The organism is Paraburkholderia piptadeniae, from assembly GCF_900007165.1.
GTDB classification, from domain to species: Bacteria; Pseudomonadota; Gammaproteobacteria; order Burkholderiales; family Burkholderiaceae; genus Paraburkholderia; species Paraburkholderia piptadeniae.
The window spans coordinates 217,547-231,867 of sequence record NZ_CYGY02000030.1; the positions used below are offsets into that span (position 1 = coordinate 217,547).

A 14,321-nucleotide genomic window follows, 5' to 3' on the forward strand; every position below is an offset into this window, starting at 1 on the left:
TTATTGGTGCTGGCTTAAATCGAGCACCCCCGCGACCGGATCAACCGCGCGCTTTGGGCTTGTCGGCTTGCGCAAGGGTCTGCGCCGGACGCGCGACGGCGTCCACAGGGGCCTCATCGGCATCGGCGTGCAGCGCGCCAGGCGCGCGATACAGCACCATCTCTCCGATATGCCCGTCGCGCGGCACATCGCCCGCGCTCCGCCAGTCCGGCTCGGGAATCTCGCTGAACACCTGCCGCAGCCGCTCGCCCCACGTGCGGTGAATCATCTGGTAATACGTGTTGTCCTGGTCGATCGAGACGAAGCGCGTCACGCGCAGCGCATCCTTTTCGTAGACGAGCAGATCGAGCGGCAGCCCGACCGAGAGGTTCGAGCGCAGCGTCGAATCCATCGAGATCAACGCGCACTTGGCGGCTTCGTCGAGCGGTGTCGACGGCACGAGCACGCGGTCGATGATTGGCTTGCCATACTTCGACTCGCCGATCTGAAAGTACGGATTCACGCGTGACGACTCGATGAAATTGCCCGCCGCGTAGATCATGAAGAGGCGCGGACGCGGCTGCGCCACACCATTGCCGCTGGCGCTGCCATCGTGGATCTGGCCGCCGAGAATGAAGCTGCAATTGAAGTCGACGCCGAACTCTTGCAGCGCCTTCGCTTCACGCTGATGGACGTCGCGCACCGCCTGGCCGACGACGCGCGCGGCATCCGCCATCGTCGAGACGGTCCACAGCGTGGGCCGCGCCGGCTCGGCGGGTTCCGACAGCTCATGCAGCACGGCCTGCGTGAGCGACAGGTTGCCCGCGCTGAGCAGCACCAGCACGCGGTGTCCCGGCTCTTCGAACACCGACATCTTGCGCGCGGTGCTGATGTGATCGACACCGGCGTTGGTCCGCGTGTCAGAGAGGAACACGAGGCCTTCGTCGACGCACATCGCCACACAGTAGGTCATTTCGGTACTCCTGCGTCTCTCGATGTCTCGACATTAGACGACGTGCAGATCGGCCGCCGGATCGCCCAGAAAAAACCCGTCGCCAAAGCCGATGGCGACGGGCTCACTCTTACGCTCTCTGCGCATGGTACTGCATGCCGGCTGCTCCGCTACAGCAGAAACAGAGTGCAAAGCGCCATCTCGCGAAAACGCCGGCCGCAATAAAAAGTCTCTCTCTTCAGATAATTGCCCGCCAATGCGCTGGCCATATCGGGCTTTTTATTCTTTTCAGACGAATGACTTTTCTCGCTAACGGCAGATGGCACTAACCCGCAGCCCCCACATCCGGCAGATCAGCGCCATCCACATTCCTTTCGTCGGGAAGCAACCCGTTATTGCGCAGACCCGAGATCACCTCTTCCACGCGCGCGTCGTCGAGCAGACGACGACCCTCGATTCTGCGTCGGGCATTCGTTGCATCAATCCCGCGCTGCAGATCAGCAGCCTTTGCGGCGATCAATACGGCGATGCCGTAGCCGTAGCGTTCGGCGAGCTTGTTATCGAAAAAGTTCTTCACGATTCAATCTTTGGCGTTCCGTCTGACGTGCATTGCCGGTCCGGACGGGACGGTCGCCGTCCGGACCATGCATTTTACGGACTTGCGAAGCGTCCTGGCGTTGCATTGTCTTCATTCCCCGTGACGGCAATTGCGCAAAAAACTTGAGGATCAGGCGAGCCAGCAGTGTCCCGTCGATCTGCCGAATCCGCCATCCAGACGCCGCCGTGCGTCCCTGCGCCAGGCGACGGCGTGACCTCTCATCGCCCTTCGAGCTTCATCAGCCGCGCGAGCAACGGCCAGCGCACGAGCGCGTCCTCGTACGCGCCGCGCGCCTGTTCGTCGACGTAGCGCGCGGCGTCGACTTCGGGTACGTGACGCGCGAGGCCGTCAATGTCGTGTCCGGGCTCGCCCCCGTTTTCAGCGTGTTCTCTCATCGCGCATCCACCCACACGCCGTCCGGGGTTCTGACCACGTAGCCGTCTGCGGTCGCCATCGTCACGGTGCCCTCGTTCTCGCCGATCATCTGCGTCTGCGGCAGATTCGCCGCGTATTGCGAGAGCGCGACGCCGGGCTTGAAAGGGCTGTTCGATACGAGGTTCGACAGCAACTGCGCGACAGCGAGGAAACTCGTCGGACGATCGATCACGGTAGTCGGACCGTGATTGCCGTCGAAGCCCACCAGCCGCACGCCGACCGGCCCGTGTACGACACGCGGCGTCGGAATCTCCCGAAGCCCCGCCACCTGGTTGCTGTCACCACGCAACGCAGCGCCATGCTCCGGCACGAACACGATAACCGCGCGTCTGCCAGAAGACGCAATCAGGTCCGCAAAGCGGTCAAAGTCGCTCATCAGCGTGTTCACGCGCTGCGGATAGGACTCGAGACTCGACAAGCTGCTGTTGGGCAACCGGTTGCCGTCGTGCAGGCTGATCGTGTTGTAGTACAGCGCGACCGGGCCGGGAATTTGCGCGCGTTGCGCGTACCACTTTGCGAGCGTGCCATAGTCGTCGTGAATCGCCGAACCGTCGAACGCATGCATCGCAACGGGCACGTCGGTGTTCGAAATCATCGGTGCGTTGGGCACGCCGATGTTGTCGTGAATGATCTGCAGGAAATTGTCGAAATGCCCGTCGTGGTTGAGCAGCGTCTGCGCGGTATAGCCTGCCGCCGCGAGTTGCCCGAACAGACGACACTGCGGCGGTGCGTCCTTGTACAGATCCGCATGCGACTCCTGTCCGCAGGTTGCACGCAGCACGCGGATCGCCGCCGGTCCGCTGTAGCTTGCAGCCGTGCTGAAGTTCGTGAACAGATAATCGAAGTGACTCAGCATGGGGTGATTGCGCGCCTTCGCGACGTCCAGGTCATCCCACGAAAGCGAACAGATGTGCAATACGATCACGTCGAACTGGCGCGCGGGGTCGTCGCCGGGTTTGCCGAAATTGACCTGTCTCTGCGACTCGGCCTTTCGGAACGCCGCAAGCACCGCGTCGTGATCGGCAGGCTGCGCCACTGCCTGACCGGCGGCCGCTGCCGCCGTGGATGTCTGCGAAGTGCGTACAAGCAACGCGGCGCCTGCCTGCCAGACGGGAATCGCGACAAGCGCCACGAACACGAACGTCGCGACGCGCAACCAGCGATTGACGAGCAGGTAGCCGAGCACTGCGCCGAGCACCGCGAGCAGCAACATCGGCGGCAGGAAGCGTCCTGCCAGTTCAAGCCAGTAGCCGCCGCTGAACGTGGTGAGGTTGCCGAATTCCTCGACCACGCGTGAGAAGGGCGGGACGTTCGCCTCGCGATACATCAGCGGAAGTCCGATCGCGAGCCCGATCAGGTTGCGCACGACGCGCAACCAGCGGCGCCGGAACATCGAGGTCGCCGCGAGGACTGCTGCGAAAACGATATTCGCGATCCACAGCGGCGTCAGATGGCCAGACTCAAACAAATACAGCTTGGCGATGAAATACAGGTTCCACAAAGTCATGATCGAGGTCAGTGAGTCGACAAGGGTTGCGAGCGCCGCCGTCAGTATCGTGTGCGATCGAGTGCAAGCAGTGATTGCACGGCGCGCCGCCCGCTCGCCAGCACGCGCGAATAGCCTTCTACGCCCATCAGCAACACTTCCTTCAGGCCGCGCAATGGCGCGTCGTGGTTGTCCGTGCCGCTCCATCCGAGCCAGGCATCGGCCCGGCCGAACGTGCACTGCACGAGCTGCCGCTCCTGCTCGAGCGTGAGCGCGTCGAACTGCGCGCCGAGCTGCCGGCCAACGTAGCGGCACGCACGGGCCGGAAAGTGGAACAGACGATCGCCGCGGCTGACGCACACGTCGAGCGTGTCGCCCGCCCGGATTCCGAGCCCCGGCTCGACATCGAATCCGAAGCCACCCGTCGAGTAGTCGGTCGTCGTGCAACTGACGGTCGTGCCATCGGAGAGAATGAGGGTGGCGGGTATGTGCATCGCGATTCGGTGAGTCACACGTACCTGCTTCACCTCACGCGCGACGCCAAGCGCAGCGCCCAGCATCACGAGGTTATAGAGTGTCCAGGCCATGTTCATGACGATCGTGGGGCCTTCGGCGCCCTGCTCGAATGCGAGGCGCGACGCACCAACCGCCAATGCGCATGCGTTGAGTGCAAGCAGCACGAGATAGGGTCGCGATATGGTCCAGTCGAAGAATCCCTCGGCGATCCGGCCACCCTTGCTGGTCACGTTGAACTTGCCGTGCCGGGGACTGAAGAACGCGACAGTCGTGGGCAGTGCGATGTACCACGCAAGCACGGACTCGTACACTTCGGCCCAGAACGAGTGCCGATAACGTCCTTGCATCCGCGAGTTCGCGATATTCGCGAGCACGATGTACGGCAATACGTAGCTCGCGATTCGCGTGGCGGCGGCATTGATGAAGTACATCTGAAAGAACAGGTACGCCATCGGCATGGTCAGGAAAATCAGACGCGGAATGCCGTAGAAGAAATGCAGCATCGCGTTGCTGTAGCACAGCCGTTGAAAGAAGCTGAGTCCGCGCCCAAGGAATGGGTTGTCGATCCGAAATATTTGCGCCATGCCGCGTGCCCAGCGCGTGCGCTGCGCGATGTGGCTGGCGAGCGTTTCGGTTGCGAGCCCCCCTGCCTGCACGGTAGGCAGGTACGCGCTCGTGTAGCCGCGCCGGTGCAGCTTGAGCGCGGTGTGTGCGTCCTCGGTCACGGTCTCGACGGCAATACCGCCGATTTCATCGAGCGCGCTTCGCCGGAGCACCGCGCAAGAGCCGCAAAAGAACGCCGCATTCCACAGGTCGTTGCCGGCCTGAACGAGCCCGTAGAACAGATTGCCTTCGTTGGGCACGCGGCGGAACGTCCCGAGGTTGCGCTCGAACGGGTCCGGAGAGAAAAAATGATGCGGCGTCTGCACGAGCGCGCAGCGCTTGTCGCGCAGAAACGTGCCCATCGTCATCTGCAGAAACGAACGCGTCGGCACGTGATCGCAGTCGAAGATCGCGACGTACTCGCCGTGTGTACGCGCAAGTGCGCGGTTGATATTGCCCGCCTTCGCATGCTGGTTGTCATCTCGCGTCAGATAGCCGATCCCCGCCTCGCGGGCAAAGTCCGCGAAATCAGGGCGATTGCCATCGTCGAGCAAGTACACGCGCAGGCGATCGGCGGGCCAATCGATACCCTGTGCGGCAAACACCGTCGGCTTCACGACGGCGAGCGGCTCATTGTAGGTCGGAATGAAGATGTCGACGCTCGGCCAGTCGCGCGGATCGGCTGGCAGCGCCTCGACCTTGCGCTCGAGCGGCCACGCGGTCTGCAGCAGCCCGAGCACGAGGATCAACCATGTGTAGGCTTCCGCGCCGAACAGCATATAGCCGGCGACGGCTTCACCCGGCGACGCGAACACGAGCGTCTCCGTGGCGCGCCACCACGCATAGCGTGTCATCGCGAAGAGCGCGAGAAGCGCAAGGACCAGCAGCGGCGCGCGTCCGGGCACGCGGCGCAAGACGAGCGCGACGAGCACGGTGACGGCAAAAAACTCGAACTGGCCGACGGGCGTCAGCGGCGATGTGCCCACGAGCAGCCAGATCGCCGCGCCAACTGCCGCGAACACAGGCAGCAGCCAACGCACCTTTCCAAGTGCGCCCACGCCGCGTTCCACGCGTTCGCCCCAGCGCATCCACGGCAAATCCGGCAGGCGCGCCTGCACGGCTCGCCAGCAGGCCGTGATCCAAAGGTAAGCGGGCACGATCCACGTGTCGATCCATTCGAACGACAGCGCGCGACGCGGTCTGACGAAGGCGCGCCACAACCATTCGCGCGGACTGCGGATATCCAGCACGCCCCAATGCGCGGCGAGCGCAATGAGCGCCGCACGCGCAGCATCGCGAACGCGATCGGGCCGCCCCGCTGATGGCGGATGGAAAAAGAGGCGGACGCACCAGTCGAGCGCCGTTCGCTCGGCTGGCAAACCGAGCCCGCGTGCGAGCCAGTCCAGCACGCGCGTGCGCCAGCCGACGTCGGCCGCATCGGCAGACTGGCTGTTGTCGTCCATGCGTGGCGTGCTCATCGGTCCTTGCCCTTGTCGGCACGTTCGCCGAGCCAGGCGTCGAGCCAGTTCGCGAGACCCTGGAGATCGTGCGCAGTCTGCGAGTACGGTGCGTCGTCGAAGAGCCAGCAGCCGCGTGCGAACGACTCCGGCAGCGCGGCATCGAAATGCACTCGCTGATCGACGAGGATATCCGGGCCCAGCGCGGCACGGAGCATCGTCAGCACATCGCGCTGCATGTCGCGCGCAGGATTCAGCCGGTTCACGACCACCCTGAACCGCGAGCTTGCGGCCTGCAAATCGGGCAGATTGGAAACCAGCGTCGCACAGGCAACCGGTTCGGGCGGCGTGACGCATAAGACGAGATCGGCCGCGCGAATCGCCTGGTCCGCCTGCTGCGACGGATAGCGCGGCGTGTCGATCAGCACGGCTGCGTCATCGTCCAGATCGAGCAGCGCGAGCGAGCGTCCAAGCCACTGCGGCGCCTGTGCAAGCCGCGTCTCGCATCGCGTGTTTTCGAAGAGCGGTCGCCGGCCGTAGGGAACGAACAGCACGCCCTCTTCGTTGCGCCACGTCCATTCCTGCCACGGGTCTGCGCCGTCTGCCGCCTCGACTTTGATCGCATCGCCGATACCCGGCCCATCCACCGAATCGAGGCCCAGATACGCGCCCAGAACATTCTGCGGATCGAAATCGAGCGCGACGATCTGGCGCCCACGGCGCGCAAGCAGCACGGCAAGCGCGGCGCTCAATGTGGTACGCCCCGTGCCGCCTGCCGTCGATACCACCGCGATGGTTTTCATCGGCGGGCCTCGTCACGACGCGCAACGTCGCGCACAAGCTGTGCGCTCAGTGCGACGGGCTCGAGCGTACACGGCACGGCCTCGCGAGGATCGAAGCGCTTCACGCCATCGAGACCGCGCCGGGTGCCGAAGCGTTGCCAGAGCATCCAGACGGGAACGGCCGCGACCATGCCCGTCACCAGACAGATGAGCAGAAACTGCATCACGCTTTCTCCCGCATGAGCACAGGCATCGCCGCGCGAACGGCGCGGCGTGGGCGCGGTGGGACGAGCGCCCCGTCGCCGGACTTTGACGTCGCTGAAGCCGAGGTCTCCGCACGCCCGTTCGCCGTGTCCGGCTGATCGACAGCCGTATGGCTTTCCGCACCCGCTTGCCGTGGCCTGTCGACTGCTTCGGCCGTCAACGGCGATGGGAGAGGAGAACGCGGCACCGCGGGATATAGATCGCTATAGTCCGCAAACCGCGTGCGCCGGTTCGCTGCTTCGAGATCGCGTAGCTCGGCGTCGATCGCATCCTCGGTGAAACGATCCACACGTTCAGCGAGCAGGTCCACGGGCACATCGACGATGTTCGCGAGCGCGCGATCCACGTCGGCTGGCCGGCACGCGAACAGAAACAGATAGAGATGACTGGCATCGAGCGTCAGCACGTCACCCGAGCGCCGGGGCATGCAATGGCGCAGCGCCTCGCCGTGGGCCCGACCCGGCGCGAGCCTGAGCTTCACGAGGACATGAGGCAACTTGAGCGGCGCGCCACGCGCAACGGTCGTGCGAAGCCGCTCGCAGAATTCTCCAACGGGCAGATAGCCCGATCCCGAATCGCTAAGGGCGGCCGCGAGCGCGGCGCGATAGTCGACGGCGACGGGGCGCGTATGCAGTTGCCCCTGAAGCGACTGAAGCAACGACTGGACGCGCGAGAACGGCAGCTCACGACCTAGCACCAGGTTCGCGCCCAGATTCAGCACCAGCAGTTCGTACTGATGCCGCAAGACCTCGCCCCGCTCCACCACCGCGATCTTGAGCGCGCGTCCGCATCGACGGCGCAACGCATGAATCGTCGAGCAGAGCGGCTCGAGATCCGCGCTGCCTCGATAGTCCAGCAAAACGGTCGCAGCCTGGGCGCCGCTGCACGCGGCGAGAAGCGACATCTGATCTTCGACGATCTCCCAGTGCGGCGGCAGCCAGCGCTCCTCACCGTGAACGGCGACACGCGTCACCACCACGCGTGCGTCGTCACGGGCGAGCAACACGTCGCCGTCGACTTCCCACGCGTCTGCCGTCCCAGGAGCCACCGTCAGCCGGCCCGCCTCGGAAAAGCGCAGTCCGAGACGCTCGCCCGTCACCAGCGTTTCGCCACTGCGCCAGAAGTCTCCGTGCCACAGCAGCTCGCCATGCGTGTGCTGCACTCGTGCGACGCCCGCGCACGCGGCATGGAATTCGGGACGTCCAGCGAGAGCCGCCAACCCGTCGGGCGTATCGTCCGTTGCGTCGGGCTGCGCGAGGTCGTGAGACGCGGCATTGCTCGATTGCGACGCAGCTCGCGCGCCTTCGGCGTCCAGCAGCAGCACCATCGCGACGCGTCGTGCCGCGCACCAGCCGGCGAGCGCGCGGCCTTCGCGCGCGAGGGCCACGGGATCGCTCCAGCTGAACCAGCGCTCGCCTCCCTCGATGATGTAAAGCGCCCGCCGGCGCACGCCGAATCTGCGAAGCGCATGCAGCGCGCCAATCAGACGCGCGAATGCGACGGGGCGCGCGCCGCGTTCGGCGTGCGCTGCCTCGGGAGGCATCGCGAGCACGTTCAGGCCACGGGGCCAGCCACGCGCGGGACGATCGTCGGCGAAGCCGAGTTCGCGCAGCCGCGCGGTGACGGCGTCACGTTCTCGCGCCAGCACCACGGTCACGTGGCGCGATTGCGCGGTCCGCACGCTCGCCCAGATCAGCGCGTCCGCGGCCGGCGTGCCTCCCGTCGCGTACACCGCGTAGAGCTTGCCGTTCTCGATCCACGCCCAGTCGTCGGGCAGGCCGTCGACTCCAAGCCGACCGGTCCTCGCAGAGGGCGGGCGCAGCATGCTCTTCGCGGCTGCCAGCCAGCGCCAGAGCGGTAGAGCGCCCGTCGTCGCGAGGGAGGAGGAAGCGGTGTCCATGAAAGTGTCCGTTCGTTGATCGATGCGCCGTTCAAAAGCTCGAATACAGGCGAACCGGTGTCGGCGACAGGCTGCGGTCCTTTTTGCGCGCGTCGAAGGAATAGCGCACATACACCATGCCTGCGCTCGGCGCGTAGTCGTGCGCGTGATCGATCTCGACGCGCACACCCGCTACCAGGTGCGCATTGAAGCGATATTGCGCAATGGCCGAAATCCCATACGAAAAACTCACGCCCTGCGTCGAGCTGCCTCCGTAGACCAGGTTGCTGCCGGAGACGAGTGCCGGAAAGCCGGGGCCGTAGAACGACGGCAATCCGTTCGGGTAATAGGGCGAGTCCTTTTCGTAGGCGTTCGACAATCCGACAGTCGCCGTGATGTCCCAGGTGAGCGCATCGTGCCGCCCCTCCCATTCGAGCGGCACGCCGAGCGACAGATAACGCTGCGGACTGTAGTAGCCGCCCTGCCCGTAGCTGTAAAAGCGCAGATTGTCGGTGTAATGCCAGGCATTGCCGATGAGGCCGGTGTTCACGCGCATGGTGGCGCGCTGCCAGACGGGAGTGATGAAGCCTGTGCGCAGCGTGACCTCCTGGTTCGACGCAACGTTGCGCCCGGTCAGCTCGGCGACACCCAGGTCGGCGAACACGCTGACGCGGCCGACGTCGATCGCCGAATGCAGATCGATGCCGTCACGCCGCACGCCTCCCCAGACGGCTCCCGTCACCGGATCGTGCATGCCGGCGTAGGCAAGCACGCTGCCCGTCTCCGGGCGCCGGGACACACTCGCGCTGAAGCTCGCCGGACCGGCATCGAAGCGGTAGCGTATGCCGCCCACCAGGTAATGGACAGGAAAGCCGAGCGGGGTCGTGCCGATGTCGACGCGCCACGCGTCCGATACATAGCCCGTACCCAGTGCCACGCCCGTCGCTCGCTGGCTCGCATAGCGCTGCACGTTCGCGTTGACTGCGTCGGCCAGCGCCGGGTTGTTGGCTCTCCATTGGGTGAGTTGCGCCAGGTCCGCGTTATCGACCCTCGCAAACGTGCCGAACGTGTCGCGCGTAAAGGTGTTGGCGCCGCCGATATCGTTGGGCCAGTCGCCCAGCGACAGCTTGCCGGCATCGAGTGTCACGGCGTCGATATGCGCGAAGAAGTGTCCGTCATAGCGATACGGGATCTGCACGTACACGGGCGCCTGCCACGCGTGATACTCGGAGATGCCTGCGTCACCCGATTTGTACGCGGGCAGCACGCCGGCTTCGATCATCGGATCGCGGCGCTGCTGCAACCCGGCTAGCGCGGCCTGCGCGGGCGTGCCGTCGGCGGCGCCCGAAGTCACGCCCGCCAGCTTCTCTTCATGCGCCGACAGCCGGTACAACGATTCGGCTTCCTGATAATGACCGAGATCCTGTGCAATGCGGCCAGCCTGCACCGTAACGTCCGCTCGCCCCGGGTAAGCGACGCGCAAGGCGTCCGTGATCTGTCCGGCTTCCGCGTACTGGCCCAGCACGGACAGCCTTCGGGCCGCAGAAAGGCGCGTGTCGACATCGTCGTCGGGTGCCGCGTCGACGACGCGCCGCACGACGGCAAGGGCAGCGCGTCGTTCGCCGTCTTCCGCGTCGATGCGCGCAAGCGCAAGCTGGGCGTCCACGTTCTCCGGCGTAGCGGCGAGCAATGGCTCGAGCGCGGCGCGGGCCGCGTCGTAGTGCCCCTGCGCGCGTTGCACATCGGCGACCTCGAGCGCATAGCGCGGGTCCCGCTGGCCCGCCGCGCTGACGCGAGCGAGCAACCGCTGCGCGCGCGCGTAGTCGTCGCTGTCCAGTGCATCGTCGATCTCGCGCAACGCAAGACGCAGCGCCTGATCTTCGAGCCGCGAGCGTTCGCTTTCGTCAAGTCCATCTACCGTTCGAATCTGCGCAAGCCAGCCATCGAGCTCGGCGTCCCGACGCGCATGCCCGAGCAGATCGCCGTATCGCAGACGCACGCCTGCATCCGCGCGCTCGCGGTTCACGCGAATCCAGTCCCGCAGCAAAGCGAGGCCGCGATCTGCGTCGCCTGCATCGATCCACATCGTGCCCACGCCCGCCAGCATATCGGGGTCGTCGGCCGCCAGCGTCTGGGCGTGTTCGAGCATGCGCGTCGCGCCAGCCCGGTCGCCGGATGCGAGCGCGGCACGCGCGTCGGCCAGCGCAAGTTGCGCATCGAGCTTGCGCGCGAGCGCTCGCATGCTATCGCTGCGCCCGGCGTCGTCGACACGCGCGAGTGCCTGCTTCGCACCCGCCACATCGTCGATGGAATTCAGATAGAGCGCGCTGGCATAGAACATTTCCGGCGACCCGTATTGCTTCACGCCATCGTTCATCACGTCGCGTCCGAGTTGCGGCAACCCGATGTCGCGATAGAGCCGCGCGAGCGCGAAGCGTGTCCACGGCGCGTCGGGTGAGAGCCGCAGCGAAGCCTCGTAACGCTGCGCGGCCGGGCCCAGACTGCCCTGCGCGGCCTCGCGCGCGGCCTCGTCCGCGAACACGCCGCCGCGCATCGCATCGAGGCTGCGCCTGTCCGCCGGGTCGCTGAAGCGGCCGCGTAGCGCCTCGATCAGCGGTCCGAACCGCTCGCCGCGTCCTGTTGCATCGAGCAGCGTCTGCATGCTGCGCACGGCGCCGAGGCCCGGCTCGCGCGCCGACAAAAGGCTGCGCAGCAACGGCTCCGCGCCCTGCCAGTCTTGCCCGGCAAGCAACGCGTCGGCAAGCAGCAACTTGGCATCGGGACTGTCCGGTTGCATCGCGAGTGCGCTGCGCGCCGCGTTCGCCGCGTCCTGCGCGCGACCCGCTGCCGCTGCTGCGCGGCCATCGGCGAGCGTCGCCCAGAACGCCGCCGTGCGCGCGAGACCTTCCCATTTGCCGCGATTGTCCGCGTCGAGCGTGGCCGCGCGCAGGAACAACACGCGCGCCTCGTCGCGCCGTCCCTCGCGCATCCGCACGAGCCCGAGGCCGCCGACCGCGTCCGCGTCGTCTGCCCGTGCACGGGCCGCCTGGACGAGAAGCGGCTCCGCGCCGACGAGATCGCCGCGTGCAAGCGCCTTGAGCCCGCGCTGCTCCGCGATATAGTCCGGGTCTCGCTCCAGCCGGCGCTGTGCGTCGAGCCGGGCGTCGATCGCCGCCACGCGGTCCCGGAACTCCGTGTCGTCCGGCACCAGCGCAAGCCAGGCGCGCAGCGCGTCGAGATAGGCCGGATCTGCGCCCGCCGATTGCAGCACGTGGCGCCAGACGTTCATGGCCGCGGCGTGATCGGCGTCCGGTCGCAAGGCGAGCCGCCATGCGAGGCGATTCGCCTCCGCGCGCGTGTCGTTGCCGCCGTTTAGCAGCCCGGCGAGAACGAGCATCGCGTCGACGTCGTCAGGGTTCGCGGCAATGCGCCGGCGCAGCCCATCGATGGCGAGCACCCTGCCCTCCTTCGTGCCGGACAGAATCTGGTAATACTCGACACCGAGCGGGCCGGGCGGCGCGCCATGCGGAAACAGCGCGACGAGCCGGCGCGTGGCCTCGGCCGACTGGCCGCTGCGTGCGAGCAGACGGACGGTGGCGAACTCTTCGCGGCCGCTCGTCGCGACGCGCAACTCGTCGGCGAGCGCCTCCGTCTGCGCGCTGGCAGGAGCCAACCGCCGCAGACCCGCAAGCGCTTCCTGCGCTTCGCGAGTGCGTCCGAGCCTCAATTGAATGCGCGCCCGCTCGGCCAGCAAGTCGGGCGTGTCGGGCGCGATCAGCAGCGCCTTGTTGATCGCCTGCGAAGCCAGATCGTCGCGATGCTTGCTTGACCACATGCGCGCAGCGGCGAGCAGGCGCTGAGCGTCGGCGGGCAATCGCTGCGCGGCATCGCTTGCGGGCGCGGGCAGCATCGAGGCACCGGACGCGGGCCGTACCCGCCCCGCCGATCCTGTCGTCGCGGTCGACGCCTGCGCGTCGGCGGACGCGAATCCCGCGCACATGACCAGGCTGGCGATAGCCGCTTGCACGCCTCTCGCTCGCGATCGGCGGAATGCGGCAGCGCATGCGACGCGATGCACGTTCAACGCGCGCCTCCGTGACATGCCGCGCTCCAGCGCACATCGAGCGTGCCATCGTCAGCGAAGCGATAGCGGCCTTCGCGCCAGCCGAGTCCGAACAGAGTCAACACACTCGAGTAGTAGCCGGGCGGCGTTTGTGCGTCGAGCGTATCGATCCGCGCGACCTGCGCGTCGGCGAGCGGCGCGCGGCCAAGCGCATCGAGGAATGGCACCGACGCCGCGGAAAACCCCGCATTGCCCATGTTCTGGCCGGGCTTGCCGCTCACGGCATCGATCGTTTCGGGCGGGGCGCCGTGAGCGGCAATAAAGTCCGCGTAGGGTTTGAAGTGCTCGGCAAGCCGGTTCGACAGCGGATCGCGCGCGTTCATGGTGCCCGTCCACAGGTACACGCGAATTGCGTTGTATGCGCTGACAGCATGCGTTTCGGTGTCGGGCTGAAAGCCGTTTCCACGACGGTAGAGCGCCCAATCCGGCGCGTAGCCGAGAGGCGCCGTATCCAGCAGCACATGCGAGCCGCTTTCGACGACGCGAGCCCAGCGAGCGTCGGACGGCAAGCGCGTACCGATGCCCCGCAACACCTGTGGGGGCGAATAAGACGGATTCACACGCCAGAGGTCCGGCTCCGGATGGAAGCCCACAGGCCCGGGCAGCAGCGTGAGACCCAGACCGGGAACGTAAGCAGTCTCCGCATCGAGCACGTGCCTCGCGAGCAGCGCACCACGCGCAAAGTAGCTGCGTTCGCCCCACAGCGCGCCGGCTTCGAGCAGTGCGTAGGCGATCCACAGGTCCGCATCGGACGCCGCGTTTGCATCGAGCACAGCGAATTCGCCATCCGTGCGGCGCCCCCATAGCCATGCCGGCAGATGCGTCGCCAGATCGCCCTCGGCGAGGTTGACTTCCGTCCAGCGCAAAAGTCTGTCGAAGCTCGCGCGGTCGTTGGCGACCAGCGCGAAGAACAGCGCGTAGGCCTGTCCCTCGGAGACGGTACGCTCATCGGCCGAGCCCACGTCGATCACACGACCGTCCGCGGAGACGAATTGCTGGAGAAACCCTTGCCAACGCGGCCAGACCTGGGGCGCGCCGCATGATTGCGTCGCGACGGCTTGCGCTGGATTGTCCCGTCCCGCCGCGTCCGTGAGGTCGACGGTTGCAGCATGCGCAAGCACCCATCCGAACAACGTCAGCGCGCCAGCAAGCGCCCTCACGCACGCCCCTCGCGCGCGGACTCGTGGTCTGCGCAAACACGCTGAACGCGCGCCCGGCGTGCGCTGCTGCTTTTCACGGCACATCGG

General features: G+C 66.3%; 10 protein-coding genes. All 10 read right to left on the reverse strand.

Going from position 1 to position 14,321, the window contains the following annotated elements; genetic code table 11:
- Positions 1–40 precede the first annotated feature (40 nt).
- Positions 41–952 (reverse strand): proteasome-type protease, encoded by a 912-nt coding sequence (locus BN2476_RS15680; RefSeq protein ID WP_087735066.1) that lies wholly within the window; start codon positions 950–952, stop codon positions 41–43.
- Positions 953–1,256: 304 nt separating this feature from the next.
- Complete coding sequence (locus tag BN2476_RS15685; RefSeq protein ID WP_087735067.1) at positions 1,257–1,508, reverse strand: hypothetical protein; 252 nt, start codon at positions 1,506–1,508, stop codon at positions 1,257–1,259.
- Positions 1,509–1,747: 239 nt separating this feature from the next.
- Positions 1,748–1,924: a hypothetical protein gene (locus BN2476_RS47220; protein WP_162849251.1), complete on the reverse strand. Its 177-nt coding sequence runs from the start codon at positions 1,922–1,924 to the stop codon at positions 1,748–1,750.
- Complete coding sequence (bcsG, locus tag BN2476_RS15690) at positions 1,921–3,471, reverse strand: cellulose biosynthesis protein BcsG (RefSeq protein ID WP_087735068.1); 1,551 nt, start codon at positions 3,469–3,471, stop codon at positions 1,921–1,923. The genes BN2476_RS47220 and bcsG overlap by 4 nt, the downstream gene beginning before the upstream one ends.
- A 41-nt stretch (positions 3,472–3,512) precedes the next feature.
- Positions 3,513–6,047 carry a UDP-forming cellulose synthase catalytic subunit gene (gene bcsA / locus BN2476_RS15695; RefSeq protein WP_087735069.1) on the reverse strand — a complete coding sequence of 845 codons (2,535 nt, stop codon included), beginning with the start codon at positions 6,045–6,047 and terminating at the stop codon, positions 3,513–3,515.
- A complete protein-coding gene (bcsQ, locus tag BN2476_RS15700) occupies positions 6,044–6,829 on the reverse strand; it encodes a cellulose biosynthesis protein BcsQ (RefSeq protein ID WP_087735070.1) in 786 nt (261 codons plus the stop codon). The genes bcsA and bcsQ overlap by 4 nt, the downstream gene beginning before the upstream one ends.
- The gene (locus BN2476_RS15705) at positions 6,826–7,032 is read right to left on the reverse strand and encodes a hypothetical protein (RefSeq protein WP_235850853.1); all 207 of its coding nucleotides are present in this window, start codon (positions 7,030–7,032) and stop codon (positions 6,826–6,828) included. Before BN2476_RS15705 ends, bcsQ begins: the two co-directional genes overlap by 4 nt.
- On the reverse strand, positions 7,032–8,972 hold the full coding sequence (gene bcsE, locus BN2476_RS15710; RefSeq protein WP_235850854.1) for a cellulose biosynthesis protein BcsE: 1,941 nt from the start codon (positions 8,970–8,972) through the stop codon (positions 7,032–7,034). The genes BN2476_RS15705 and bcsE overlap by 1 nt, the downstream gene beginning before the upstream one ends.
- A 31-nt stretch (positions 8,973–9,003) precedes the next feature.
- Positions 9,004–12,951 (reverse strand): cellulose synthase subunit BcsC-related outer membrane protein, encoded by a 3,948-nt coding sequence (locus BN2476_RS15715; protein ID WP_438942881.1) that lies wholly within the window; start codon positions 12,949–12,951, stop codon positions 9,004–9,006.
- 80 nt (positions 12,952–13,031) lie between these two features.
- A complete protein-coding gene (gene bcsZ, locus BN2476_RS15720; RefSeq protein WP_438942882.1) occupies positions 13,032–14,318 on the reverse strand; it encodes a cellulose synthase complex periplasmic endoglucanase BcsZ in 1,287 nt (428 codons plus the stop codon).
- Positions 14,319–14,321 lie beyond the last annotated feature (3 nt).

Coding starts and splice junctions, on each gene's coding strand:
- BN2476_RS15715 (WP_438942881.1), bottom strand. CDS start 12,951: ATGTGCGCGGGATTCGCGTCCGCCGACGCGCAGGCGTCGACCGCGACG.
- BN2476_RS15705 (WP_235850853.1), bottom strand. CDS start 7,032: ATGCAGTTTCTGCTCATCTGTCTGGTGACGGGCATGGTCGCGGCCGTT.
- bcsQ (WP_087735070.1), bottom strand. CDS start 6,829: ATGAAAACCATCGCGGTGGTATCGACGGCAGGCGGCACGGGGCGTACC.
- bcsG (WP_087735068.1), bottom strand. CDS start 3,471: ATGACTTTGTGGAACCTGTATTTCATCGCCAAGCTGTATTTGTTTGAG.
- BN2476_RS47220 (WP_162849251.1), bottom strand. CDS start 1,924: ATGAGAGAACACGCTGAAAACGGGGGCGAGCCCGGACACGACATTGAC.
- bcsZ (WP_438942882.1), bottom strand. CDS start 14,318: ATGTGCCGTGAAAAGCAGCAGCGCACGCCGGGCGCGCGTTCAGCGTGT.
- bcsA (WP_087735069.1), bottom strand. CDS start 6,047: ATGAGCACGCCACGCATGGACGACAACAGCCAGTCTGCCGATGCGGCC.
- bcsE (WP_235850854.1), bottom strand. CDS start 8,972: ATGGACACCGCTTCCTCCTCCCTCGCGACGACGGGCGCTCTACCGCTC.
- BN2476_RS15680 (WP_087735066.1), bottom strand. CDS start 952: ATGACCTACTGTGTGGCGATGTGCGTCGACGAAGGCCTCGTGTTCCTC.